General features: G+C 46.8%; 26 protein-coding genes. 14 read left to right on the forward strand and 12 right to left on the reverse strand.

Annotated elements, in window-relative coordinates; genetic code table 11:
* Window positions 1-10 precede the first annotated feature (10 nt).
* Window positions 11-880, forward strand: coding sequence for a CoA ester lyase (locus tag KFE96_RS04665; RefSeq protein WP_255834841.1), 870 nt, complete (start codon window positions 11-13; stop codon window positions 878-880).
* 14 nt (window positions 881-894) lie between these two features.
* On the opposite strand, the gene KFE96_RS04670 is transcribed toward KFE96_RS04665, so the two are convergent.
* Both KFE96_RS04670 and KFE96_RS04675 read right to left on the reverse strand, forming a co-directional pair.
* Window positions 895-1,701: a DUF3667 domain-containing protein gene (locus KFE96_RS04670; RefSeq protein ID WP_255834842.1), complete on the reverse strand. Its 807-nt coding sequence runs from the start codon at window positions 1,699-1,701 to the stop codon at window positions 895-897.
* A 41-nt stretch (window positions 1,702-1,742) separates the two neighbouring features.
* Window positions 1,743-3,656 (reverse strand): S9 family peptidase, encoded by a 1,914-nt coding sequence (locus KFE96_RS04675; RefSeq protein ID WP_255834843.1) that lies wholly within the window; start codon window positions 3,654-3,656, stop codon window positions 1,743-1,745.
* Window positions 3,657-4,350: 694 nt separating this feature from the next.
* On the opposite strand from KFE96_RS04675, the gene sdhC reads away from it, so the two are divergent.
* The 5 genes from sdhC (at window position 4,351) to KFE96_RS04700 (ending at window position 8,578) form a co-directional block, all read left to right on the forward strand.
* Window positions 4,351-4,746 (forward strand): succinate dehydrogenase, cytochrome b556 subunit, encoded by a 396-nt coding sequence (gene sdhC, locus KFE96_RS04680; RefSeq protein ID WP_247015789.1) that lies wholly within the window; start codon window positions 4,351-4,353, stop codon window positions 4,744-4,746.
* Entirely contained in the window at window positions 4,747-5,130 is a 384-nt protein-coding gene (sdhD, locus tag KFE96_RS04685) for a succinate dehydrogenase, hydrophobic membrane anchor protein (protein WP_247015787.1), read from the forward strand.
* A gap of 3 nt (window positions 5,131-5,133) precedes the next feature.
* Window positions 5,134-6,921 carry a succinate dehydrogenase flavoprotein subunit gene (gene sdhA, locus KFE96_RS04690; RefSeq protein ID WP_255834844.1) on the forward strand — a complete coding sequence of 596 codons (1,788 nt, stop codon included), beginning with the start codon at window positions 5,134-5,136 and terminating at the stop codon, window positions 6,919-6,921.
* Between the two features lie 15 nt (window positions 6,922-6,936).
* Window positions 6,937-7,713, forward strand: coding sequence for a succinate dehydrogenase iron-sulfur subunit (locus KFE96_RS04695; RefSeq protein ID WP_247015783.1), 777 nt, complete (start codon window positions 6,937-6,939; stop codon window positions 7,711-7,713).
* A 118-nt stretch (window positions 7,714-7,831) separates the two neighbouring features.
* Complete coding sequence (locus tag KFE96_RS04700; RefSeq protein WP_255834845.1) at window positions 7,832-8,578, forward strand: ABC transporter substrate-binding protein; 747 nt, start codon at window positions 7,832-7,834, stop codon at window positions 8,576-8,578.
* On the opposite strand, the gene KFE96_RS04705 is transcribed toward KFE96_RS04700, so the two are convergent.
* Window positions 8,575-9,369, reverse strand: a complete 795-nt coding sequence (locus KFE96_RS04705; RefSeq protein ID WP_255834846.1) for a tyrosine-protein phosphatase — start codon at window positions 9,367-9,369, stop codon at window positions 8,575-8,577. The genes KFE96_RS04700 and KFE96_RS04705 overlap by 4 nt on opposite strands.
* Before the next feature lie 197 nt (window positions 9,370-9,566).
* Here KFE96_RS04705 and zapE point away from each other — a divergent pair, with 197 nt between their 5' ends.
* From zapE to lpdA, 7 genes are all read left to right on the forward strand, one after another.
* A complete protein-coding gene (zapE, locus tag KFE96_RS04710; RefSeq protein ID WP_370650563.1) occupies window positions 9,567-10,760 on the forward strand; it encodes a cell division protein ZapE in 1,194 nt (397 codons plus the stop codon).
* A gap of 371 nt (window positions 10,761-11,131) precedes the next feature.
* On the forward strand, window positions 11,132-12,094 hold the full coding sequence (mdh, locus tag KFE96_RS04715) for a malate dehydrogenase (RefSeq protein ID WP_247015775.1): 963 nt from the start codon (window positions 11,132-11,134) through the stop codon (window positions 12,092-12,094).
* 32 nt (window positions 12,095-12,126) lie between these two features.
* Window positions 12,127-13,296, forward strand: a complete 1,170-nt coding sequence (gene sucC, locus KFE96_RS04720) for an ADP-forming succinate--CoA ligase subunit beta (protein WP_247015772.1) — start codon at window positions 12,127-12,129, stop codon at window positions 13,294-13,296.
* Entirely contained in the window at window positions 13,296-14,171 is an 876-nt protein-coding gene (gene sucD / locus KFE96_RS04725) for a succinate--CoA ligase subunit alpha (protein ID WP_247015770.1), read from the forward strand. Before sucC ends, sucD begins: the two co-directional genes overlap by 1 nt.
* Window positions 14,172-14,216: 45 nt before the next feature.
* Entirely contained in the window at window positions 14,217-17,123 is a 2,907-nt protein-coding gene (locus KFE96_RS04730; protein WP_281501519.1) for a 2-oxoglutarate dehydrogenase E1 component, read from the forward strand.
* 59 nt (window positions 17,124-17,182) lie between these two features.
* Entirely contained in the window at window positions 17,183-18,424 is a 1,242-nt protein-coding gene (gene odhB, locus KFE96_RS04735; protein ID WP_247015766.1) for a 2-oxoglutarate dehydrogenase complex dihydrolipoyllysine-residue succinyltransferase, read from the forward strand.
* 78 nt (window positions 18,425-18,502) lie between these two features.
* Window positions 18,503-19,909 (forward strand): dihydrolipoyl dehydrogenase, encoded by a 1,407-nt coding sequence (gene lpdA, locus KFE96_RS04740; RefSeq protein WP_255834848.1) that lies wholly within the window; start codon window positions 18,503-18,505, stop codon window positions 19,907-19,909.
* 79 nt (window positions 19,910-19,988) lie between these two features.
* Here lpdA and KFE96_RS04745 read toward each other — a convergent pair whose 3' ends face one another.
* The 7 genes from KFE96_RS04745 to KFE96_RS04775 all read right to left on the reverse strand — a co-directional run bounded on the left by KFE96_RS04745 (window position 19,989) and on the right by KFE96_RS04775 (window position 24,111).
* Window positions 19,989-20,426 carry a universal stress protein gene (locus tag KFE96_RS04745; protein ID WP_247015762.1) on the reverse strand — a complete coding sequence of 146 codons (438 nt, stop codon included), beginning with the start codon at window positions 20,424-20,426 and terminating at the stop codon, window positions 19,989-19,991.
* 79 nt (window positions 20,427-20,505) lie between these two features.
* Window positions 20,506-20,979: a DUF1203 domain-containing protein gene (locus tag KFE96_RS04750; RefSeq protein ID WP_255834849.1), complete on the reverse strand. Its 474-nt coding sequence runs from the start codon at window positions 20,977-20,979 to the stop codon at window positions 20,506-20,508.
* Between the two features lie 80 nt (window positions 20,980-21,059).
* Window positions 21,060-21,563 (reverse strand): methylated-DNA--[protein]-cysteine S-methyltransferase, encoded by a 504-nt coding sequence (locus KFE96_RS04755; protein WP_255834850.1) that lies wholly within the window; start codon window positions 21,561-21,563, stop codon window positions 21,060-21,062.
* Window positions 21,547-22,119, reverse strand: a complete 573-nt coding sequence (locus KFE96_RS04760) for a bifunctional transcriptional activator/DNA repair enzyme AdaA (protein WP_255834851.1) — start codon at window positions 22,117-22,119, stop codon at window positions 21,547-21,549. The genes KFE96_RS04755 and KFE96_RS04760 overlap by 17 nt, the downstream gene beginning before the upstream one ends.
* A 54-nt stretch (window positions 22,120-22,173) precedes the next feature.
* Entirely contained in the window at window positions 22,174-22,467 is a 294-nt protein-coding gene (locus tag KFE96_RS04765) for a hypothetical protein (protein WP_247015754.1), read from the reverse strand.
* Between the two features lie 22 nt (window positions 22,468-22,489).
* Window positions 22,490-23,443 carry a tyrosine recombinase XerC gene (locus tag KFE96_RS04770; protein WP_255834852.1) on the reverse strand — a complete coding sequence of 318 codons (954 nt, stop codon included), beginning with the start codon at window positions 23,441-23,443 and terminating at the stop codon, window positions 22,490-22,492.
* 2 nt (window positions 23,444-23,445) lie between these two features.
* The gene (locus tag KFE96_RS04775; protein ID WP_255834853.1) at window positions 23,446-24,111 is read right to left on the reverse strand and encodes a COQ9 family protein; all 666 of its coding nucleotides are present in this window, start codon (window positions 24,109-24,111) and stop codon (window positions 23,446-23,448) included.
* A 271-nt stretch (window positions 24,112-24,382) separates the two neighbouring features.
* Between KFE96_RS04775 and rpsU the strand changes: the two genes are divergently transcribed.
* The gene (gene rpsU / locus KFE96_RS04780) at window positions 24,383-24,601 is read left to right on the forward strand and encodes a 30S ribosomal protein S21 (protein ID WP_247015750.1); all 219 of its coding nucleotides are present in this window, start codon (window positions 24,383-24,385) and stop codon (window positions 24,599-24,601) included.
* A gap of 68 nt (window positions 24,602-24,669) precedes the next feature.
* Here rpsU and KFE96_RS04785 read toward each other — a convergent pair whose 3' ends face one another.
* Together KFE96_RS04785 and KFE96_RS04790 are read right to left on the reverse strand one after the other, a co-directional pair.
* Window positions 24,670-24,963 (reverse strand): DUF3892 domain-containing protein, encoded by a 294-nt coding sequence (locus KFE96_RS04785; protein WP_247015748.1) that lies wholly within the window; start codon window positions 24,961-24,963, stop codon window positions 24,670-24,672.
* Window positions 24,964-25,198: 235 nt separating this feature from the next.
* On the reverse strand, window positions 25,199-26,356 hold the full coding sequence (locus KFE96_RS04790; protein ID WP_255834854.1) for a glutathionylspermidine synthase family protein: 1,158 nt from the start codon (window positions 26,354-26,356) through the stop codon (window positions 25,199-25,201).
* Window positions 26,357-26,360: the final 4 nt, after the last annotated feature.

Below are 26,360 nucleotides of genomic sequence, written 5' to 3' on the forward strand. Positions count from 1 at the left end.
GGATTTCGCAGTGTCTGATTTTCGCCCCCGTCGCAGTGTTCTATTTATGCCTGCCAGTAACGCACGTGCACTTGAAAAAGCGAAAACACTGGCCTGTGACGCTGTGATTTTTGATCTCGAAGATGCGGTTAGCCCGGACGCTAAGGAAGAAGCACGAGAACAGGCAGTAGCCACCATCAAATTTGGTGAGTACGGCCACAGGGAACGTATCATTCGCATCAATGGCTTGAATACTGATTGGTGGCAAGATGATCTGGCCGCCGCTGCATCTGTTAAACCGGATGCTATTTTAGTGCCGAAGATTGAATCGGCGAATGATGTGAAAGCCATTGCTGGTGCTCTTTTGGCTCAAGGCGATATGGATACAGCGATTTGGGCCATGATGGAAACACCACTTGGGTTCTTGAACGCACAGGAAATTGTGGGCGCGTCAGAACGGCTTCAGTGTGTAGTGATTGGTACTAATGATTTAGTGAAAGATTTGGGGGCAAGCCATACGCCATCAAGAGAGCCGGTCATTACAGCTCTTGGGCTTGCCATGCTCGCGGCACGTACACGAGATATCACTATTCTGGATGGTGTTTATAATGATTTTAAAAACACTGAAGGATTACATGCTGAATGCGAACAGGCGAAGGCAATGGGTTTTGATGGTAAAACCCTTATCCATCCTTCGCAGATTGAAACGGTGAATAATGTTTTTGCTCCATCTCCTGAAGAAGTTGCCTTTGCGGAACGTATGATTAGTGCTTTTGATAAGGCAAAAGCCGATGGCAAAGGTGTGGCGGTGCTGGACGGCAAGATGATTGAAGAACTACATGTAGAGCAAGCTAGAAAGATAAAAGCAACTGCCGAAGCAATTGCTGATATTGGCCACTAGCAGTATATCGGCCTCTATATATAACCCGCCATCCTTAGTTCTGCTGCGACGGATATAGTTAAACCGGCTAAGGCAAAATATATGGCTGTGGATAAAAGCAGAGAGATCAACAAGCCAGACCAAGTTAGCTTAAAGAAAACTTTTGAACCATACGCAAACATGAACAGAAGAACTGCTGAATAAACCCATAGATTAAAATAAGAAAGCATGCCGAAGAGAAGCATAGTGAGAAGAATGGGAATATTGATCAGGGCCGTATGCGCGAAGATATAACAGAGAAAACTGGCAACCTCGGCATAGTTTCTGCGTTTTCTATAATGTAGTAACCTCAGGAAAAGGGCTGCAATTGGGATCAGTATCAATTGCATTGGTTGAAGGTACTCTGAGTAAACCTCAACGGTGGCTTTTTGCCGAGCTTTTGCATACTTGAGAACAGCGTCATTTAAGTCTTTTGATTGTTCCTGCCACGCCAGATTGGCTGTGGTTACTTTCTCTACAGTTTGGTCAATCTGGCCAGAGAGATGCATAATCGCCAGAATAAGTGCGAAAATGGTGATGCAGTATTTCACCGGGTTCAGGTAAGCAACGCGCGCACCACCTATGTAATTAAGAGCAACTTGGCCGGGGTTCAGGGTAAGTTCTTTAATTGTTCGGAATACTTTTGAATCCAGTTCCATAAGCGCTTTAAAAGCGCCACCAAGAAGTGTCTTAATTTCAAGTCGCTGAGTATCGGTTTTTTGCCCACACTGATTGCAGTAGAGGCCAGTAATGGTATTTTCGCAATTTACACATGTTCCTTCATGCGGTGAAAATACTGTCATGCTGGCCTCATTAAATTTTATTTTGCTATACGCAAAATATCTTAGCTACCAAGATGTTCTTTCAGGAACTTCTCTGTTGCTTCCAACATCTTCTTTCTGTTGTCAGAGGTATACATGGAATGTCCGCCTTCTTCGAACAGGATATATTCGCTCTTTGTACCTTGTTTTTTAAGTGCTTTATGCATATCAGCTGAATGTTCGTATGGAACACGAGCATCATCTTTTGTTGCAATAAGCATTACAGGAATATTGAACTCAGTTGCGCGGTGGTAAGGGGAAACGTCTCTATCGTTTTTATCCTCGTGCCCCATTCGTTTGATCCAGGCACTACCACCAATGGTGCTTTTCTTATCTGTCACCTTGAGACGCGGTAGATTGGCAACACCGTTAATGGAAATGGCACATTTATAAAGGCCTGGTTCCTTGATTGGTCCCATAAGTGAAGCGTAGCCACCATATGACCAACCAACAATGCATACTTTTTCAGGATCAGTATAGCCTTGATCAATAACCCACTTTGTAGCGTCAGTAACATCATCTTGCATCAAACCACCCCACTGTTTTACACCTTTGGCATAGTGGTGGTCGCCATAACCGCCGGAACCACGGAAATTAGGCTGAACTACCAAGTATCCACGGCTTGCATAAAACTGTGTCCAGTAATTCCAGTGTGCATCATCTCTAACACCGTATGGACCACCGTGTGGTAGGATAATCGTTGGCATGTTTTTCGGTGTTTCAATGCCATTTGGTACGGTGATGTATGTAGGTACTGCATCATCATCCCGTGTTGGAACGTTTACAGATAAAACTGAAGCCATTTGTTTCGGATCAATGAAATCTCTGGCTGAAGCGAAATAGCCCAGTTTTTTATTTTCCCGGTCATATACATAATAACTGCCAGGGTCCGTATCATTAGAGAGCACAAACATATAGAGCTCTCTATCGCGGGCAGAGCTGATCAATGTTACGTTTTTGCTTTTAAGAGCCTTAGCAATGCTGCGCTGAATTTTTGATAGTGTTTTATCAAAATATTTCGTGTGCTGGAAATCAGTTGTGTATGTCACGCCTGCTGGCTTGTTAGTGATAGGATTTAAGGTAATAAAATCCATATCGACCATTTCATGGATAAACAGGCTTTCCACAATTTCACCGGATTGCAGATCAAGAGTGAAAAGGCCATTAGTACCGTGATCTGTTTGGCCACTTACATAAATGATATTGGGGTCTGTTGTGAAACCTTCAAAAGTGTATTTCTGGTACCAATCTGTGTTTGAAAGATCCTGCCATTCGCCTTTAGCATTTTTAAAGCGAATGTTAAATGTTTCTCCTGAGAAACCAGTCCCTAAGCGTACTTCAGAACTGTAATCTGTAAACCAGTTTTGAATACCCTGACGTGCAGGTTTAACGGAGCGATATTTACCAGAATGAACATTTGCTTTGTAAACGGTTGAAGCGCCATCAAGCTCAAAATCCATTTGCAGAAGCACATGGTCAGGATCATCAAGAAGAAGATCCACGATACGCTCATTCTGCGACATACGCTTGTTTTTCTTCGGTTTAGCAAGCCAACGAAGTTTGTTTTTCTTTAGATCGTATGATTGAACCCGTGTTTCATGCACCTTTGTGCGAAATTCATCACGTTTACTGGTGCCGCCTGATGTTAAAATCATGATATTGTCGGTTTTCCAGTAGAAGGCCTCAATACTGGTATTTGCAGGTGCCGGAATAACCTTTGGGTTCTCACCGTCAATATTTTGCACAAAAAGGGCACTTTTCCCTTTCAGGTCGATAAAGAAACCTAGCTTTGTTCCGCTAGGTGATAGTTTTGGCTGACTGATGTTTGGAAGCTTTGAGAAAGCTTCAACTGGTATGATTTTGTCTTTTGCAAGTACACTTGCTTCCATGGATGTTGTGAAGAAAAGTGCAGTGAATACGCACAAAAATCTAAGCATATTTCTCCCCCGAAAAATAAGAATGCCCAATTTTGTAGAAGATCTGGCGACTTCTACCCCCGACAAGAGTTATACATCATTATTCCTAAAGTGTAAGACTTTAGTTCGAAATGGTTTCAACAGGTACTAAATTAGCGGAAGTTTGAGTAGATGCTGGTATAATCAATAATGTATTCACAAAGTGTAGTATTTTAAAAACCCTCCTACAGGATACTCCTATAAAGAGTTCGTTTGTCTGTAATTGTTGATGGCACCTTCTGAAGGTGACGGTGGCCTCTATGCGATATGAAATACGCTAGTGTTGTGCCACCTGAAGATATTTAAACATTATCCAGAGCAGTTAGTAGGCCGGTAAATCGATCAATAGGGATTTGTGTAGTTTGTTGGTCGCTGTTTATCGAAAATATGTGAAATACAGTAAAAAATTAATACCACATCCAACGAGCACGACGCCATCCCCCTTTGTGTCATTCTAGTGCTTTATAAATTTGGATTGTACAATTAGAAGTTGTGCTTGAATGAGGCAATATCTTTCCTCAACGATAGTTCTAATTGCTGCATGTGCGAAATATTGTCCCGAAAATGATATCTTTTCTTGCAGTTGCATAGGGTTGAAGGCTAAAAGTAAACTCGAATCAAAGCGTCCGTCAGTGGCGCCGGGTCAACAATGTTAATTTCTGTCAGGGGACTTTTCATGGCAAAAGCGAAGCGTCCGCTTTCCCCCCACCTTCAGGTTTACCGCTGGGGTGCACATATGGCTGTTTCCATATTGCACCGTGCTACAGGGTCAGCTCTTGCTGTTGGCTCAATCCTGCTTGCGTGGTGGCTCGTTGCAATGGCAACAGGGCACGATTACTTCAACACTGTTCAGGGATACGCAGGCTCAGCGCTTGGCCGTATCGTTCTGTTCGGTCTTACATTTGCGCTGATGCAGCATTTAGCATCAGGTATCCGCCACCTTTATATGGATGCAGGCAAATTGTATGATCTGAAAGTGAACACTCTTTCCGCTAAAGCAACTTTCGTTGTTTCGATTGTCCTAACAATCGTGATCTGGGTTGCAGCCTATAAAGTGATGGGAGTGCTTTAAATGACAGATTATAAAACACCACTCGCGAAAGTGCGCGGCCTTGGTTCTGCCAAGGATGGAACCCACCACTGGTTCACACACCGCATCACAGCGCTTGCCAACATTCCACTGGTAATCTTTTTCGTGGTTTCCTTCGTAGGAAATGCAGGTAAAGGACACGACGAATGGGTGGCATGGCTTAAGCAGCCGCTGGTTTCAGTGTTGATGATTTTATTCGTTGCAAACTTTACGCATCATATGCGCCTTGGTTTGCAGGTGTTGATTGAAGATTATGTTCATACGCCGGGTACAAAAATGTTCTCGCTTATTATGGTGAACTTCGCTTGCATTCTGATTGCAGCAATCAGCATCTTTTCTGTTCTACGTATTGCATTCGGGGGCTAGGCCATGACTGCAGCTTATCCTATTGAACATCACACCTATGATGCCGTTGTTGTCGGCGCAGGTGGTTCTGGTTTGCGTGCAACGATGGGCCTTGCGGAAGCTGGCCTACGTACAGCATGTATTACAAAAGTTTTCCCAACACGTTCACACACTGTGGCAGCACAGGGTGGTATCGCGGCATCCCTTGGTAACATGGGCCCAGATACATGGCAGTGGCATATGTATGACACTGTTAAAGGCTCTGACTGGCTTGGTGATCAGGATGCGATTGAATATATGGTGCGCGAAGCACCAGCTGCTGTTTACGAGCTTGAGCACTACGGTGTGCCATTCTCTCGTACAGAAGAAGGTAAGATTTACCAGCGTGCGTTTGGTGGTATGACAACTGAGTTCGGTGAAGGCCCTGCGGCACAGCGTACATGTGCGGCGGCTGACCGTACTGGCCACGCGATGCTTCATGCGCTTTACCAGCAGTCTTTGAAGTATGACAGTGATTTCTACATTGAGTATTTCGCGATCGACCTGATTATGGAAGACGGCGAATGTCGCGGTGTGATTGCCATGAACATGGAAGATGGTTCTATCCACGCCTTCCGTGCCAAGTCTGTTGTGCTTGCAACAGGTGGCTATGGCCGTGCTTACTTCTCTGCAACATCAGCGCACACATGTACTGGTGATGGCGGTGGTATGGTTCTCCGTGCTGGTCTGTCTATGCAAGACCTTGAGTTCGTACAGTTCCACCCAACTGGTATTTACGGTGCCGGCGTTCTGATTACAGAAGGCGCGCGCGGTGAAGGTGGTATCCTGATCAACTCTGAAGGTGAGCGTTTCATGGAACGTTATGCACCGTCTGCGAAAGACCTTGCGTCTCGCGATGTGGTATCTCGTTCAATCTCTAACGAAATCCGTGAAGGCCGTGGTGTTGGTCCTGATAAAGATCATATGTATCTTCATCTGGATCATCTTGAGCCTTCAATTCTCGCTGAGCGCCTGCCGGGTATTTCTGAATCTGCGAAAATCTTCGCAGGTGTGGATGTAACCAAAGAGCCGATCCCGATTATTCCGACAGTTCACTATAACATGGGCGGTATTCCAACCAACTATCATGGTGAGGTGATTAACCCAACAGCTGACAATCCTGATGCGGTTGTACCTGGCCTGTTCGCGGTTGGTGAAGCTGCTTGTGTATCTGTTCACGGTGCGAACCGCCTTGGTTCCAACTCTCTTATTGACCTTGTGGTATTTGGCCGCGCGGTTGGTAAGCGTATTCCAGAAACTATCAACAAGAACGAAGCGTTTAAGCCTCTACCAAAAGGCTTTGATGAAATGGCTCTTGGTCGTCTGGATGCAGCACGCTATGCAGATGGTGGTATTCCAACGGCGGAACTTCGCCTTGAAATGCAGCGCACGATGCAAAATAACTGTGCGGTATTCCGTACAGAAGAAGTTCTTGCAGAAGGTGTTGAGAAAATCGATGCGGTGGCTGCAAAAGCTGGCGACGTTAAGACAACTGATCGTTCACTTGTGTGGAACAGTGACCTTATCGAAACGCTTGAGCTTCAGAACCTGATCCCGCAGGCAGTACTTACAATGCATGGTGCTGCAGCGCGTAAGGAAAGCCGCGGTGCACATATGCATGAAGATTATCCAGACCGTGATGACGTAAACTGGATGAAGCACTCAATGACATGGTTCGACGGTAAGAAAGTGACAATGGGTGAGCGCCCAGTGCACGATTATACGCTTACTGAAGAAGTTGAATACATCAAACCTAAAGCTCGGGTTTACTAAGGGAGGGTATGAACAATGGCTGAATTTTCACTTCCCGCTAACTCCAAAGTTGGTAAGGGTAAATCTGTAAAAGCTGATGGTGCTACAAACACCAAGAATTTTAGTGTTTACCGTTGGAACCCGGATGACGGTGAAAACCCGCGCATGGATACTTTTGAAGTAGACATGGATAACTGTGGTCCGATGGTGCTGGATGCGCTCATTAAAATCAAAAATGAGATGGACAGTACTGTAACGTTCCGCCGTTCCTGCCGTGAAGGTGTTTGTGGTTCATGTGCCATGAACATCGACGGTAAAAACGGTTTGGCGTGTACAACTGCTATTGAAGATGTGAAAGGTGATGTATCTATCACACCACTTCCGCACATGGAAGTTGTGAAGGATCTTGTGCCGAACATGTCAAACTTCTATGCGCAGTATGCTTCGATCAAACCGTGGATGCGTACTCAGAGCCCAACGCCTGAAGAAGAGCGCCTTCAATCACCAGAGGACCGTAAAAAGCTTGATGGCCTTTACGAGTGTATCCTTTGTGCTTGTTGTTCTACTTCTTGCCCAAGCTACTGGTGGAACGGTGATAAATATCTTGGCCCAGCTATCCTCTTGCAGGCATACCGCTGGCTGATTGATAGCCGTGACGAGACAACAGGTGAACGTCTGGATGAACTTGAAGATCCATTCCGTCTCTACCGCTGTCACACTATCATGAACTGTTCAAACGCTTGTCCAAAGGGCTTGAACCCAGCGAAGGCGATTGCAGAAACTAAGAAAATGATGGTTGAACGCAAGTATTAATTACGCGTTTGATTTCTAAGTTATTGAAAAGGCATGGCTTGTTGGCTGTGCCTTTTTCTTTTGGTTGATTTAGAGGGGAATAACTAAGTTTTAACATCTTCTATGCATAATGCGCCGCATGAAATGGAAAGACATATTTCTTCGGAATGGGGCAATGGTGGGTGCCGCACTAATATTTGGTGCGGCTTCTTTTTTGCTGCCTGTAAGTAGCGTGTATGCCGAAGATAAAGTTATTGCAGGTATTTCAAAACAAAGTGTGTTGCGCACCGCGTGGCGAGCAATACTTGACGAAACAGGCTTGTCAATCGAACTTAAGACCCTTCAGGCAAAGGACCGAAGGTTACAGTTTGTTGAGGGGCGCATAGATCTTGATTGTTGCTCAATCCCTGAATGGCGAACAAAACCTGAAGAAATGGCAGTGCAGCTTTATACAGAGCCGTTTTTTGTGTCTGCTCAGTTTTTTATCTACCACGAAACAATGCCGTTTCACTATAAAACGCCAGCTGATCTGAAATCAAAAACCATTGCCATTATCAGGGGGCATGATCATCTCCATCAGGAGTATTTTGGCGATAAGGTTTTGGTTAATGATTTCAGGGAACTGTTTGAAGCGGTGTCTGATGGCCGTGCGGATATTGCAATTGTGAACGAACAGGAATTTAAGTTCCAGATGTCGCAGTATGATTTTCCTGTGGCGCAGGGGGATGTGTTTCACCGTTTGGCGGCTAGGGCCAGAGTTCATAAAAGCCGGGCTGACCTGCTGCCCAAGTTAAATGGTGCAATCAAAAGGCTGAAAAGCAGCGGTGAAATCAATATGCTTATTGGCCGCGAGATGCGTAAGAGAATGTATCAATCCAAGCCTTAAGCTAGGTATATATCTCTCAGCTTTTCCAGGCGGTCATCATCTAAACCAAGGGCCTCAGCGAAATAATTTTGCAAGCTGCCATAGTGTTTTTCAATAGAAGCATAGGCTGCATGCAGGAATGAGGCTTCAACTCCTGCCAGTGGTACAACGTCAGTCGGTTTGATGGTGCGTCCAGCTTTCTTTGAAATCCACTGTGCAATTTCTTCTGTTGCTGTGTCCAAGTTTACCGCGCGGTTGGTAAGCAGGAAATCTTCCATAATCTGCTCATCAGGAATATCCAGTGCCTTCATAAGAAGGGCGCCTGCAATCCCGGTGCGATCTTTCCCTGCGGTACAGTGGAAAAGAACCGCATTGCCTTTATGATCGTCAATCAGCGTGTTGAAAAATTCTCTCAGGCCTTCCGCATTCTCAATAGGGATAGTTTCAAAAGCTTTGATGAATTGTTCATGTAACTCTTTTGCTGGGAAATCACTGTCTGAAAGACGGTCATAAAGTTCTTTAACCCATGCGGCTGCATTCCCGCCGATTGGTACTGCGTGATAATCGGGTATCCAGCTGTTCGGCCAGCGAACAGGGTGGCGATCTTTCTCTCGGGGTGAGCGAAAATCAATCACTGTTTCGATATCGCGAGCGAACATCTCTGTGCCGCAATCTTCTGTCATATCTGATAAATGGCCAGATCTGAAAATGCGGCCTGGGCGCATATACCTGCCGTCTCTTGCGCGGTAGCCTGCCATATCGCGGAAATTTTTTACACCGCATAGGGGCACGATACGTGAATCGACGTTCATAAACAGGCCTTTCTTAGGGTCGCGCGTATCCATACGACTCATGATACCGCAAAATTACTAAAACATTATGATTACGTAATGTTTTCTTAGGGCGAAATTAGCAGCTTTCAATTTCTTTTACAGGCTTGTCATTCAGTGTGCTTTCGCTACATGATACGGAGACGAAAAGATAATAGAGGTTTTCAGTGTCCGAAACCATGCACCCTGAGGGGCCACTCGCAGCTTATGCTGCCTTGGAAAAAGAAGGTGAAATCCGTGCGGATGATGATCAGCGCAGGGTTCTTGAGTATTTTGAGCGCCTTTATGGGGAATTGAAGGATTATCCCGAAGTTGGGGATAAGTCGGGCGGGCTTGCGCTAAAGAACTGGCGTTTTTCCCGCTTGTTTCAGTGGTCGGGTAAGGACAGAAAGCCTCCCCGCGGTCTTTACGTATATGGCGGTGTAGGGCGCGGCAAATCCATGATTATGGATTTGTTCTATGAGATCGCTCCGGTAAAAGCGAAACGCCGGGTGCATTTCCATGAGTTTATGCTGGATGTGCATGCGCGGCTGAAAGAGTGGCGTTCTTTATCTGGTAAGGAACGTGCGGCACGTGGCGGAAGGGCTTCAGAAGATGATCCAATCCCGCCCGTTGCACGGCAATTGGCGGCTGAGGCAACACTCCTTTGTTTTGATGAAATGCAGATCACCGATATTGCGGATGCGATGGTAATCGCCCGTCTCTTTAAGGAAATGATGGAATGTGGTGTTGTGGTTGTGGCTACATCGAACCGGCCGCCGAATGATCTTTATAAAGATGGCCTGAACCGTCAGCTGTTCTTGCCGTTCATTGATAAACTCAATACCGATTTTGACGTGATCACTTTAAATGGCCCAACGGATTACCGCTATGACCGCCTTAAAGGGGTGGATACATATTACACCCCGGTGAATAGTGAAACCACGGCCAAGCTCTCTGAAGCCTTTTTTCGTCTGACGGACCGGGATGTTGAGAACCGGGATAAAGTACCTTCTGATGAGTTAACCGTTCACGGGCGTAAGCTGTTCGTTCCGAAAGCGGCTCGTGGTGTAGCGGTTTTCTCATTCAAGCGTTTGTGTGCCAATCCTCTTGGTTCTGCTGATTATTTGGCTATCGCGCGTGCCTATCACACAGTGATCATGGTGGCGATCCCGCAGCTCAGCAAAGAGAAGCGTAATGAAGCGAAGCGTTTCGTAACCTTCATCGACGCGCTTTATGAGCACGGCGTTAAATTCCTTTGCTCCGCTGAGGTAGCTCCAGAAGAACTTTATCCAGCTGGTGACGGCTCGTTTGAATTTGAACGCACCGTTTCTCGTTTGATGGAAATGCAGTCGGAAGACTATCTTGCCAGAGGGCACGGTATAGAGGCTTAGGATAGTTTCTCTGCATTGATGAGGGGCTTTTGGTTCGAGTCGTTAGAAAATAGGCTAAATTTCACTGATATTTCCGCTTAGTTGATGGTTAGGCTTTTAATTCAGTTGAGTTTTGTTCATAAAAAATTGAAGAATATTTCCAATTATGTGTCTGGTACGCACTAAATGCATAGCTGATGGGCTGAAAAAGTACGGCAAATGGGGTGTTTTTTTACTATGGTAACGTTTCGTCAACATATACGGGGCTAGGTAGAGTAATCATGGCTTGTCTGAGGGACATAAACGCGCTAGTTACCACCTTGAATATTCTTTCGTTTTCAGTAGCGACCTCAAGCTCGTTGTCGCCAAACACTTTGCTGGAGCATAATTAAATGGCACGTAAAAAAATTGCACTGATCGGTGGCGGTCAAATTGGTGGAACCCTTGCGCATCTTGCAGCGCTTAAAGAAATGGGTGATGTGGTACTTTTCGATATCGTAGAAGGCCTACCACAAGGTAAATCACTAGACCTCGCACAAAGTGCTCCGGTTGAGGGTTATAACTCTACACTTAAAGGCGCGAATGATTACGCAGATATCGAAGGCGCCGATGTTGTTATCGTAACAGCAGGTGTGCCGCGTAAGCCAGGCATGAGCCGTGATGATCTTCTCGGTATTAACCTGAAGGTAATGAAAGCTGTTGGTGAAGGCATCGCGAAGTACGCTCCCGATGCCTTTGTTATTTGTATCACAAACCCGCTTGATGCGATGGTTTGGGCGCTACAGAAATTCTCTGGTCTGCCAACAAACAAAGTTTGCGGTATGGCTGGCGTTCTTGACAGCTCACGCTTCAGCCACTTCCTTGCAGAAGAATTCAACGTATCTGTTCAGGATGTAACAACATTCGTACTTGGCGGCCATGGCGATACAATGGTTCCGCTAACACGTTATTCTACAGTAGCAGGTATTCCTGTTCCTGATCTTGTGAACATGGGTTGGTCCACACAAGAGAAAATCGACGAGATCGTTCAGCGCACACGTGATGGCGGTGCCGAGATCGTTGGCCTCCTTAAAACAGGTTCTGCTTTCTATGCGCCTGCAACAAGCGCAATCGAGATGGCTGAATCCTACCTCAAGGATAAAAGACGTCTGTTGCCATGTGCTGCTTTCCTAAGCGGTGAATATGGCCTTAACGACATGTATGTTGGTGTACCAGTAATTATTGGTGAAAACGGTATTGAGAAGGTTGTGGAAATCGATCTTCAAGGCGAAGAAAAATCTGGCTTCGACCATTCAGTAGATGCGGTTAAAGGTCTAATGGATGCCTGTCAGAACATTGATCCAACTCTAGCATAATAGTAGGGGCACTCCTTTAGGGGTTTTGAATAATGAATATTCATGAGTATCAGGCGAAAGGCCTGCTAAAAAAATACGGCGCACCTGTTCTTGCAGGCGGTGTCGCTTACACAGCAGCGGAAGCTGTTGACGCTGCAAAAGAGCTTGGCGGTCCTGTTTGGGTTGTTAAAGCGCAGATCCACGCTGGTGGCCGCGGTAAAGCGGGCGGTGTGAAAGTTGTTAAGTCTCTTGATGATGTTGAAGCAACAGCAAAAGAGCTTATCGGCAAAACACTGGTAACGCACCAGACTGGCCCAGAAGGTAAAGAAGTAAAGCGTGTATACGTTGAAGATGGCTGTGCTATCAAAAACGAATTCTACCTTTCCATGCTTCTTGACCGTGCATCTGGCAAGCTAGCGATCATGGCGTCTACAGAAGGCGGTATGGATATTGAAGAAGTTGCTGAAGCAACTCCTGAGAAAATCGTAACAATCACGATCGACCCGGTAACTGGCCTTCAGCCTTACCACTGTCGCCGTGTTGCGTTTGGTCTGAACCTTGAAGGTGCAGCTGCTAAAGAATGTCAGAAAGTTGTGGCATCTCTTTATAATGCATACACAGATCTTGATGCCTCTCTTCTTGAAGTGAACCCACTTGTTCTTACTGAAGATGACAAGATGGTTGTTCTTGATGCGAAGATGTCATTCGATGGTAACGCTCTGTTCCGTCACGCTGACGTTCGTGAACTTCGTGATGAGAGCGAAGAAGATCCGAAAGAAATCGAAGCTTCAAAGCACGACCTTAACTATATCAGCCTTGATGGTTCCATCGGCTGTATGGTGAACGGTGCTGGTCTTGCGATGGCAACTATGGACATCATTAAGCTTAAAGGCGGCGAGCCTGCGAACTTCCTTGATGTTGGTGGTGGCGCAACAAAAGAGCGTGTAACCGAAGCATTCAAAATCATCCTTTCTGACGACAATGTAGAAGGCATCCTTGTGAACATCTTCGGCGGTATCATGCGCTGTGATGTGATCGCGGAAGGCGTTGTGGCAGCTGCTCGCGAAGTAGCGCTGGCTGTGCCGCTTGTTGTACGTCTTGAAGGTACAAACGTTGAACTCGGCAAGAAGATCATGGCTGAAAGCGGCCTTCCGATCATCACTGCTGACGATCTAAATGATGCGGCTGAGAAAGTCGTTAAGGCCGTGAAGGAGGCCGCGTAATGTCTGTTCTTGTTGGAAAAGATACAAAAGTTATCTGTCAGGGTTTCACTGGTGCGCAAGGCACTTTCCACTCTGAGCAAGCAATCGCATACGGCACAAACATGGTTGGTGGTGTAACACCGGGTAAAGGCGGCTCTAAGCACCTTGATCTTCCTGTGTTTGATACAGTGGCTGATGCACGTGAAGCAACAGATGCGAACGCTTCTGTAATTTACGTTCCTCCTCCATTCGCTGCGGACGCTATTCTTGAAGCAATCGATGCTGAAATCGAACTTGCTGTATGTATCACGGAAGGTATTCCTGTGATGGATATGGTTCGTGTGAAGCGCGCGCTTAAGAATTCTAAAACACGTCTTGTTGGCCCGAACTGCCCAGGCGTTATCACTCCAGGCGAATGTAAAATCGGTATTATGCCGGGCCACATTCACAAGCCAGGTAACGTTGGTATCGTTTCTCGCTCTGGTACACTTACATATGAAGCTGTTGCACAGACAACTGCTGCTGGTCTTGGCCAGTCAACATGTATCGGTATTGGTGGTGATCCGGTAAACGGTACAAACTTTATCGATTGTCTGGATATGTTCCTTGGTGACGAAGATACGCACTCAATCATTATGATTGGTGAAATCGGCGGTTCCGCGGAAGAAGAAGCTGCTGAATTCCTGAAGCAAAGCAAAGTGAAAAAGCCTGTAGCTGGCTTCATCGCTGGCCGTACAGCGCCTCCGGGTCGTACAATGGGTCACGCTGGTGCTATTGTTTCTGGTGGTCAGGGCGGTGCTGAAGACAAGATCGAAGCTATGCGTTCTGCTGGCATCGTTGTGTCTGACAGCCCAGCAGGCCTCGGTACAACACTTCTTCAAGCTATTGGTGCTTAACTACTAAACAGAGGGGTGCGGCGTTATACCCGCACCATTTTGCCCATGGGTGCAGACCTAGATCAAATCGCCGCGCTGGAAGGCGTAAGCCCACAATTCGTTGAAACACTTTATGAACAGTATATTGCTGATCCTACATCCGTAGATCAGGGATGGCAGAATTACTTCTCCTCCCTTGAAGCGGGTATTTCAGCATCTGGCCCTAGCTGGGGTCGGTCTGATTGGCCACTTCGCCCGGATGATGACCTTACTACCGGTCTTGACGCGACAGACATGTTCATTGAAGCCAAAGGTGACAAACCTAAAGGCGCTTCGCTTTCAAGCGAAGATGTGCGCGCAGCGACAATCGACAGTATCCGCGCTCTGATGATGGTACGTACATACCGTGTACGTGGCCACCTGATGGCAAACCTTGATCCTCTGGGACTTGAAGAACGTCCAACAAATATTGAGCTGGAGCCGGCAACGTACGGCTTCGGCCCGAACGATATGGATCGTCCTATCTTTATGGACGGTGTGCTTGGTATTGAAACCGCAACGGTTCGCGAAATTATCGCCATCCTTAAGCGTACATATTGTTCAAACATTGGCGTTGAATTTATGCACATTAACGATCCGGATGAGAAATCCTGGATCCAGCGTAAAATCGAAGGCCGTAATAACGAGATTGAATTTACTGACAAGGGTAAAATCGCGATCCTGAACAAGCTGATTGAAGCTGTTCAGTTTGAACGCTTCCTTGGCAAGAAATACACAGGTACCAAACGTTTCGGCCTTGATGGCGGTGAAGCAATGGTACCGGCTCTAGAAGCTATTATGAAAACCGGTGGTCAGCACGGCCTTGATGAAATCATCATCGGTATGCCGCACCGCGGCCGCTTGAACGTTCTCGCGAACGTAATGCAGAAGCCGTACCGTGCGATCTTTAACGAGTTCTCTGGCGGTAGCTTCAAGCCTGATGATGTGCAGGGTTCTGGTGACGTGAAATATCACCTCGGTACATCTGCTGACCGTGAGTTTGACGGCAATAAAATTCACCTGTCCCTGAACGCGAACCCATCGCACCTAGAAGCGGTGAACCCGGTTGTTATCGGTAAAACACGCGCGAAGCAGGAACAGAAAAAAGATACTGGCGAACATAAAACAACCCTTTCGCTTTTGCTGCACGGTGATGCTGCGTTTGCAGGGCAGGGTATTGTTGCAGAATGTTTCGGTATGTCTGGCCTTCGTGGTTATAACACGGGTGGTACTGTCCACTTCATCGTGAATAACCAGATTGGCTTTACAACAAGCCCGCAGTTTGCACGCTCAAGCCCATATCCATCAGATGTTGCGAAAATGGTGCAGGCACCGATTTTCCACGTGAATGGTGATGATCCGGAAGCCGTGGTATTCGCAACAAAGCTTGCGACTGAGTTCCGCCAGGAATTCAAGCGTGATGTTGTAATCGACATGTTCTGTTACCGCCGCTTTGGCCACAACGAATCTGATGAACCAGCGTTCACACAGCCGCTTATGTATGCTGCAATTAAGAAGCATCCAAGCGTTGTGAACCTGTATGCTGACCGCTTGATCGCAGCCGGCGTTATTACCGCGGAGCAGTTTGCAAGCATGGAAAATGAATTTATCAGCTACCTCGAAGACGAGTTCGAAGCTGGTAAAGATTATTCAGTGAATAAAGCGGACTGGTTTGAAGGTAAATGGCAAGGTCTTGGCCTTGCTGATGAAGACCACGAGAAACGCCGCGCTGAAACAGGTGTTGCTGAAATTATGCTCCGCGAAGTTGGTGAGCATATCACGCAGTATCCGGAGAGTTTCAATATTCACCGTACGCTGAAGCGTGTGCTTGATAACAAACACAAGATGTTTGAAGAAGGCGCTGGGTTTGACTGGGCAACAGCGGAAGCAATGGCTTTCGGTACTCTGCTTCGTGAAGGTTACGGTGTTCGCCTTTCTGGTCAGGACTGTGGTCGCGGTACCTTCTCGCACCGCCATGCAGTGTTCGTGGATCAAAAAACTGAAGACCGTTATGTGCCACTGAAAACTATTTCAGATAAAGCACACTTTGAGGTGCTGGATAGCCACCTTTCAGAATATGGTGTGATGGGCTTTGAGTATGGTTACTCAATGGCAGAACCAAATTCCCTTACCCTTTGGGAAGGTCAGTTTGGTGATTTCGCAAACGGCGCTCAGATTATTATCGATCAGTTCATCAGTTCTGCGGAAGCGAAATGGCTTCGTATGTCTGGTCTGACACTTCTCCTACCGCACGGTTACGAAGGTCAGGGGCCTGAGCACTCATCAGCGCGTCTTGAACGTTACCTACAGCTTTCTGCTGAAGATAACTGGCAAGTTGTGAACTGTACGACGCCAGCGAACTATTTCCACGTTCTGCGCCGTCAGATGCACCGTCCATTCCGTAAGCCACTTGTGATTATGACGCCTAAATCGCTTCTGCGTCACAAGCGCTGTATTTCGAACCTTGAAGATTTTGGCCCGGGCTCTCAGTTCCACCGTGTACTTTGGGACCATGCTGAAAACGAAGTTGGTGGTTCTATCAAGCTGAAATCTGATGATCAGATTAAGCGCGTAGTTCTATGTTCTGGTAAGGTTTACTACGACCTTCTCGACGAGCGTGATAAGCGCGGCCTAGATGATACGTATCTTCTTCGTGTTGAGCAGCTCTTCCCATTCCCGGTGAATGCACTTTCAAAAGAGCTTACACGCTTCAAGAATGCGGAAAGCATTATCTGGTGTCAGGAAGAACCTAAGAACCAGGGTTCATGGAACCATATTAACGAACCGCTTGAAGATACTCTTATCAGCCTTGATCTGAAGGTTAAGCGCCCTGTTTATGCAGGCCGTGCTGCAAGTGCTGCTACTGCAACGGGCCTTGCGTCCAAGCACGCAGCTGAGCAAGCAGCGCTGGTAAATGAAGCACTTGGTGGTTAAGGTTTAACAAATTTTAGTCTGAATTTTCGACTTATTGATAAAGGGTAGGAGCACACCCAATGGCAATCGAAGAAATTGTAATCCCGCAAATGGGCGAATCTGTCGCTGAGGGTACGATTGGCACATGGCTGAAACAAGTTGGTGAAGCCGTGGCTCAAGACGAGCCTATTGTTGAAGTAGAAACTGATAAAGTTGCGATGGAAGTACCAAGCCCTGTGGCTGGTGTACTTGTTGAGCATATTGTTGCTGAAGGCGATACCGTGGAAATCGGCGCACTGATTGCGAAGATTGATACAGAAGGCGCAGCAACGGCGGCACCAAAGGCTGAAGCTGCTGCTCCAGCCCCTGCAGCAGCACCAGCAGCGGCCCCAGCGGCAGCGCCTGCACCTGCGGCTGCTCCGGCACCAGCGCCTGAAGCATTGATGCCAATGTCTCCAGCTGTTCGCCGCATTGTTGAAGATTATAATCTTGATCCAACATCAATTGCTGGCACAGGCAAAGATGGCCGCCTTACAAAAGGCGACGTGATGAAAGCGATTGAGGCAGGTTCTGCTCGTACACTTTCAGCACCAGTTGCAGCATCTGGCCCGGTATCGAATGAGCCACGCGAAGAGCGCGTGAAGATGACACGTCTTCGCAAAACAATTGCTCAGCGCTTGAAGGATGCTCAAAACACTGCAGCGATGCTTACAACATACAACGAAGTTGATATGACAGCAGTGATGGCAGCGCGCGCGAAATACAAAGATCTGTTCGCGAAAAAGCACAACATCAAACTTGGCTTCATGAGCTTCTTTACAAAAGCATGTTGCCTGGCACTTAAAGAAGTACCTGCCGTAAACGCGCAAATCGATGGCGATGAAATTGTTTACAACAACTTCGCAAACGTTGGTGTGGCGGTATCTTCTCCTAAAGGTTTGGTTGTTCCGGTTCTTCGTGATGCGCAGGATATGTCTTTTGCTGATACCGAGCTTGCGATTGCAGGTTACGGTAAGAAAGCCCGTGATGGTAAGCTGACAATTGAAGATATGCAGGGTGGTACCTTCACTATCTCCAACGGTGGTATCTTTGGTTCACTTCTTTCAAGCCCTATCCTGAATGCACCGCAGTCGGGTATTCTTGGTATGCACAAAATCCAGGAACGCCCAATGGCGATTAATGGTCAGGTTGAAATTCGCCCGATGATGTATCTAGCGCTTTCATATGATCACCGCATCATTGATGGCCGTGAAGCGGTGACCTTCCTCGTACGTGTGAAAGAAGCACTTGAGGATCCAACCCGTCTTCTACTGGACATGTAGTAATCGGCAGATTGATCAATATTTAAATGGGTGGAGCATTCAGTGGTTCCACCCGTTCTTGTTAAAAAGGGACATAAAATGTCTGACACATTTGATGTAGTAGTAATTGGCGCTGGTCCTGGCGGTTATGTAGCAGCTATTCGTGCAGCGCAGCTTGGCCTCAAGACAGCGTGTATTGAAAAGCGTGAAACACTGGGCGGAACATGCCTTAACGTTGGCTGTATGCCTTCTAAGGCGCTTCTGCATGCTTCACACCTGTATGACGAAGCAAACCATGATTTTGAAAAGTTCGGCTTGAGCGTTAAGGGCCTCGATTATGATATCGAGAAGGTTCTTGCGACAAAGGACGAAACTGTAAAAGGCCTTACTGGCGGTATCGAATTCCTCTTTAAGAAAAACAAAGTGGAGTGGATTAAAGGCGCTGGTAAATTTACTGGTAAAGACACTATTGAAGTTGCTCTCAATGAAGGTGGTTCCCGCACAATCACTGCGAAGAACACTATCATTGCAACAGGTAGTGACGTAGCGAACTTGCCGGGCGTAGAAATTGACGAGAAAACAATTGTTTCTTCAACGGGTGCACTTGAACTGAACCCTGTACCGAAGAGCATGGTTGTAATCGGCGGCGGTGTTATTGGCCTTGAGCTTGGTTCCGTTTGGCGCCGTTTCGGTACTGAAGTTACCGTTGTTGAGTTTATGGATCAGGTTCTGCCGGGCATGGATATGGAAGTGCGTAAGAACTTTGGCCGTATGCTGAAGAAACAGGGCATGACCCTTAAACTTTCTTCCAAGGTAACTGCTGTTGAGAAAACAGGTAACGGTGCGAAAGTAACGTTCGAGCCTGTTAAAGGTGGCGATGCCACAACGCTTGAGGTTGATGTGGTTCTTGTATCCATTGGTCGCCGTCCGTACACAGACGGCCTTGGTCTTGAGACAATTGGCGTTGAAATGGATGAACGTTCACGTATTAAAATCGGCCATGATTTCTCAACAAATGTACCGGGTGTTTATGCGATCGGTGATGTGGTTGAAGGCCCAATGCTTGCGCACAAAGCGGAAGATGAAGGTGTTGCAGCAGCTGAGAACATTGCAGGTCTTACTGGTTATGTGAACCATGATGTGATCCCGGGTGTTGTTTACACATACCCTGAAGTGGCATCTGTTGGTAAAACGGAAGAAGAACTTAAAGAAGTTGGTATTGCCTACAATGCTGGTAAGTTCCCATTCACAGCAAACAGCCGTGCGAAGGCAAATCTTGCAACAGATGGCTTTGTGAAAATCCTTGCGGATAAAGAAACAGACCGCGTTCTTGGTGTGCACATTATCGGTGCTGACGCTGGTAACATGATTGCGCAAGCGGCAACTGCGATGGAATTTGGTGCATCTGCTGAAGATATCGCTCTTACATGCCATGCGCACCCAACAGAAACAGAAGCAATGAAAGAAGCAGCGCTCGCAGTTCACAAGCGCACAATTCATATGTAATCAGTTTCTGATTTAAGCATTTAAAAAGCCCTCGCAGATTGCTCTGCGGGGGCTTTGTTTTTTAGATGTTAGGCTGTTATTACGGCACAAGCACAATTGGAATGCCGATCACGTGCGCAAGCTTGTTTGCCACGCTACCGAGCAGTAGATCAGAAATGCGAGAGCGACCACGACGACCAATGAATACCTGGTTTACATGCAGGTCTTTCACCCGCTTGCGGATCACCTCAACAGGGTCACCCCAATGGAACTCTGTATCAATTTCAACACCGTCTGCAGCATATTTCTCAACAAGGGGCTTTAGAACGTCCTCTTTGGCGTGGCGCTCTTCTTCCGCTTTTTCCAGCGGGCGGTGCGCCATTTCATCAAGGGTCATAGGTTGGAAACCAGACCACGGGATAACAGTGATCAGTTTCACTGCTGCTCCTGTCTGTTTTGCCATAAAGGCCGCATGCCTTGCAGCGCGCTCACCCCACTCACTACCGTCTACTGCTACTAGATAAAGTTGCTTGGTCATGTCTGGTCTCCAGAATCATTTGCTTCCGATGAGCCATATTATACAGGAGTAGATTTGTAAGGATTTGACTGTGGTCAAATCAGGCGCGTTCTATACGGCACTGAAAGCAATTATATTTTGTGGTGCGAACATGGAGATATGCCACCTCAGGGTTTTGCAGTAGTGCTCTACATTCGCGCTCCAATTCTGCAGTTTTAATGACCTTGGCAGCGAGATAGTCAATCCGGTTATCTTTACTATAGCCTCGCACAATTACTTCATCCCAGCGGCTGAAAATTTCCGGTTTCTTTGATGTGTTCGAATAAGCATCGCAAGTTTCCTTATGCAGGAAGATTGGGCCCGTTTCTGCATATGGTTGATTTTCTTCAAAAGGTTGGTAGGCGAGCACTAACATATTATCACCCGCTGCGATGGTGGTCAGGCAGTGGCGACAGTGGCAGCCGGGACCGGATGAAGGATGCACCTCTGGCATCATCCCGTAAGCATCCTTACTGCTTGTTTGAAGGGCTTGAGCATCGACCGTTGGAATGCCGATAAATTTGAGCGCGGTCATATTATGTTTCCTATTATCTGGGCATGCGAAAGGGTTTGCTCCCAGTGGGAGCATTGCCAAATTTTACCGTGTTGAGTGAATTAGAGGTTCAGGAGTGCACCTTCGTGCTTCAACAGCCATTCCTTGCGGTCAAGGCCACCTGCATAGCCTGTAAGGCTACCATCAGCGCCAATAACCCTGTGACAGGGATGGATAAGGCATACGGGGTTTCTGCCGTTTGCTCGCCCAATGGCCCGAGGGCTAGAGCCGAGCTGTTTTGCTAACTCGCCGTAACTCATGGTGTTACCTGCGGGTATCTCTTGTAGTGCCTTCCAAACGGATTGTTCGTAAGGTGTGCCAATCGGGCCTGACGGAATAGAGTTCAGAATATCTCGATCACCAGCAAAATAGGCTTCAAGCTTTTCTCTTAGGCTTTCAGGAAGTGGCACTTCGGTGATTTCATGGTTCGGGTAGAATCGTTTTATCTGTTCTTCCACTCGGTGTTGGCGATCAGCAAATTCGCAGATCACCATTGTATCGCCTTCCAGCAAAATGGTGAGGCCCCCAACAGGTGTGGAGAAGGTGGATTTATGAAGTGTAGCCATGTGAAGTTCTCCATTCACTTGGGGATATTTTATAGTGTTGCCTGAATGCCGTATTAAATCGTCTCAGACTTTTGAAGCCGGATGCGAAAGCGATATCAGCAATCTGGGAAGTTGGGTCCGTAAGCATTGCTTCAGCCAGGTAAAGGCGGTTTTCATTCCTGATTTCGATGGGGGACCGGCCCAAATGTTTCTGGAAAAGCCTTCTTAAGTGACGATCAGAAACACCAAGCTCGTCTGCCAGTTCTGCCATACTATCTGGGCTGTCGCCGCGTGCTAGTATACGCATGGCACGAATGATTGTGGCTTCGGTACCTTTCCAGGCAGGGCTTCCCGGGCGTGCTTCGGGACGGCAGCGTTTGCAGGCTCTGAACCCAGCTATCTGCGGCGCATCAGCATCTGAAAAATAGAGCACATTTTCTGGCTTGGGTTTTCGGGCCGGGCAGATTGGTCTGCAAAATATTCCTGTGCTGGTAACCGCAAAAAACATCTTGCCGTCATACCTTGCGTCTCTCTTCAGCAGAATATCATAGAGAATATGTCTGGGTGTATCGTTCATGTTGGCGAGTATAGCAGAGGCTTTGGAAATTACTCGCCGTTTTCGGACCTGTATCTAGATGCCGCTGAAAAGCCTGATAGCGATGATGAGGGTAATAGAGATTGTCAGGAAAGGCCATAGGTCCAACTTTGGTATATCCCTGCTTTCCTTCAGGTGCTTAAAGAATAGAAGCATGGCACGCAGGTTTAATATTGCAGAAGTGAAGCTCAGAAAGGCCAAGCCGATAAGTATCATTGGTATTTCAGCTATGTTGTTCGACAGCTGGTAACAGGTGTAGAGAATAAGAAGTGAAATAACGCCAAGAACGCCATATAAGGCAGCTATAGTCCAGCCTCTGAATTGCTCCACGTAACGATCCTCTCAAAACTAACTAACGGCGGAATGCTTTATCATACACATCACGAAGGCGGGCGCTATCCACTTCTGTATAAACTTGTGTCGCTTTCAAGTCAGCGTGTCCGAGAAGTTCCTGAATAGTGCGCAGATCGCCCCCACGGGATAGCAGATGGGTTGCAAAACTATGCCGCATTGCATGGGGCGTTGCGCTTTCAGGCAGACCCAGCACTGCACGAACTTGTTGCATGGTGGTCTGGATAATACGGGCATTGAGCCTGCCACCACGGGTGCCGCGGAACAGGGCTTCACCAATATCAAGCGTGTGCGGGCATTTCCTTGCGTAATCGTCAACGGCACTATGAACTACCGGTAACAGAGGAACGATACGCTCTTTGCCTCGTTTACCAATAATGCGCATGCTGTCTCCCGGCGGGATATCGCCCATATTAAGGGAAAGTGCTTCACCTATACGAAGACCACATGCATATAGAAGTGTGATAACCGCGGTATCTCGAGCGGCCTCCCAATCGGTTTTCGCGAAATCACCAGCTGCTTCAAGTACGGTTTTTGCACCTTCTTCATTTAAGGGGCGAGGCACGCGGTGTGGAACCTTTGGCCCCTGAACAGCTTTAATAGCATCATTAGTAATGCCTTCGGTGCGTGCCAGAAAGCGGTAAAAATTCCGAATTGCTGAAAGGCTTCTAGCTGCTGTTCTTGCTGAGATATCATCCTGACGTCTGTTTGCGAGAAATGCACGGAAATCGCGGATTGTTAGCGAACCTAAAGCGTTAGGCGATAGAGCCATATTTTTATGGGATGCCATGAATCGAATGAAGCTGCTGAAATCCCTGCCGTACCCATCAACTGTATGGGCAGACATTCGTTTTTCGCTAGTAAGATAACGGTGCCAACGTTCCAGTAACAGGCGTGCGGCATCATCCAGCCCCGTAAGGCTTTCACCATCCAGAAACGGTTTTTGTGGGGCCAAGGTTAGTGGCTCGTCGGGTAACGAAGGCGGCCAAGAAAGCCTGAAAGCGATGGCATTTTTTCGCACGCGTTACGCATTTGAAATTTGGCTTTCTCGATTTTCATCACATCTTCGATGCGGCGATCAAGAAAGGCCCATGTATCAGCGAAATCTTCGCTTTCGTCGTTCAGCCAATACATCACGACAGCACTGTAAACACCGCTTAGTGTCATACGCTTGGTGTACCAGTTATGATCTGTGCTGGTATCTCCTGCAGCGCGCCACATGGTATCCGCCGTAGCCCAAAGTGCTTTGGAGCCGAGTGCCAGATTTTGTGGCATCGCAAGTGTTGCCAAGCCTCTTCTAACAACCTCACGGTTTGGCGTTTGTTGTTCAAGGCGTGTGCGGACGGCTACTGTAATACGGTCACGGATTTTCATGGATTGAATATCCATCTCATCCAGTTTTTCGGCAAGCGCCTTATCTGCTTCTTCAAGATGTAGCTCTAGGACTTCAATAACACCACGAGGAAAAGCAAGTTCAGCCAACTCGCGTGAGATATTTAAATCCTCTGCAGCCATTTTAAGTGCTGTCTCTGTCCAGCCATCGAACGCTACATGTGGTAGAATCGCTTCAAGTATTGGAAGGCGAAGTTCAAGTGGTGTTCTATCGTCTGAAGCTGAAGTCATGAGATGTCTCGCGATTCGCAGGTTTTTACTTATCAGCTATATTCTTAGCATGCTTAAGTGCCTGATGCGAGAGACATAGTGCCGCAATTTTGCGTTATGGTTCCAAAAATGGTATGCTTCCGGCATGAAAAGAGGTTGCTGCAGTTAGGAAACTTTGCAGAACCCTCTACTTGTGTTGAAAATACTTGTGCCATACATGGGGATTTGCTAAAGAGCGCGTGCCCATGCGAACTTGTTCGTAAATTATGGCTATGGAAGGAGTGTGAAACCCATGGAGGTTTCCGTTCGTGATAATAATGTGGATCAAGCTCTTCGTGCTCTGAAGAAAAAACTTCAGCGTGAAGGTGTTTACCGCGAGATGAAAATGCGCCGCTTCTACGAAAAGCCATCTGAAAAGAAGGCTCGTGAGCAAGCTGCAGCTGTACGTCGTGCACGTAAGCTAGAGCGTAAACGCCTTGAGCGTGATGGTCTGGTTACTAAGAATCGTTAATTCGTTTTTTAAAACAGCATAAAGCATTTAAAAAACCCCTCGGGATATGTCCTGAGGGGTTTTTTTATTTATGCGTCTGCAGGTAATTTCAATAGCCGCAGCGGTTCATATCGATCAAGCTCACTTTTTATAAAAGTGTCGCCGTAAATGCTTGTTCCGATTATTAGTTTTTCGATGCCTGATCCGTCTTTAAGGCTGATAAAATATTCAGACCTGCCAGAACGGATGTTTTCAACAGCCTCATCATGAGAGACGAGCCACTCAATACCATTGTCTAAACGACCCCCGATATGAGTAACAACCTCCTTGCCGCCCGAATCTCGCTTCCGCTTGGCAAGGTTCACCATGTGTTTCAGTGTCATTACTTCCCTTCGACCTCTTGAACTACAGCCTGAGGTGTGGGCGAAACTACTGATATTTGTACAACTGAAAAGGGAAAATTAAATTCCCTTTTTATAGTAATGCTTTGAAAATTTTACGAAAATTTGAAACTTCTAATCAATCCACGAATCAGTGCAAATCACTATTAATAGTGGTTTGTAATGTGAGTTGCCTTGACGTTGTTGCACTGTTTGCGGGGGTAAATTATATGCTCAGTCAGGCTTCAATGATGTGGGGTAAAAACCGTGAAAGATCTTTTGTTATGGGGCTTTTATCTTCCCTTATCGCCATTCCAGCGGGTTCGTCGCCTACAATCCAGCTACCAATCACGGTGTGATTATCATCAAATTGTGGAAGTGGGTGAAGGCGTTGGTAAATATAACCTTCTTCGCCATACTCCCCATCAGCGCTTTCTATAACGTCACCATTTTCCATGATGCTAACATTTGCGCCCTCGCGGGAAAATATGGGTTTTTTGACAAAAGAAGATCCTAACTCTTCGCTGTTATCAGAAAAACTAGCGGGTAATAAATTAGGATGCCCCTTGTTGAATTCCCATATAAGTGGGAGGAGTGCCTTATTGGAAAGCACAGCTTTCCATGCGGGTTCTAGGAACATTACATCGCTTGGTAGTAAGAACTTGGAGTAAACCTCTCTGAGCATATCTTCCCAGGGGTACAGTTTGAACAGGCTTTGTATCAGCGCACCATTATGATCAGCAAATTCACCAGCCGTATTAACACCAATATCTTCAAGATATGTGAAATGAGGGAAGTGACCAGCCTGTGCAGCACAATCTTCAATATAGCGAACAGTTTGTCTGTCTTCATCGGTTCCTTTGCAGGAAGAGAAATGAATATGGCTGCCTTTTTCAAACAGCCTTTCAAATCGGCTGATTAGCTTTTCCTGTATAGAATTATATTGATCTGTTTCGTCAGGAAAGTCTCCGCATTCAATTTTATCATCCAGCCATAACCACTGAAAGTATGCGCTTTCATAAAGTGATGTTGGTGTGTCTGCATTAAATTCCAGCATTTTTGCTGGGCTAGTGCCATCGTAACTAAGGTCAAACCTACCGTAAAGTGATGGGTCTTTTGCATGCCAACTGGTGGCGATTACATCCCACATATCCTTAGGGATGGCTAGTTTAGTTAAAAGTTCTTCGCTGCGTACGGCACGGTCTACCACATCAAGGCACATTGTATAAAGCTCTGCGCTTGGGTCTTCGATGTGATTTTCAACTTGTTCCAGAGTAAAGCTGTAATAGGCACGTTCGTCCCAATATTGTTCCCCATACATGGTGTGGAAGATAAAGCCGAGTTGTTCGGCTTTATCCTTCCAATCAGGCCGTTCAGCCGTTTGTATACGCTTCATGGAT

Source organism: Kordiimonas sp. SCSIO 12603, assembly GCF_024398035.1.
GTDB lineage: Bacteria > Pseudomonadota > Alphaproteobacteria > Sphingomonadales > Kordiimonadaceae > Kordiimonas.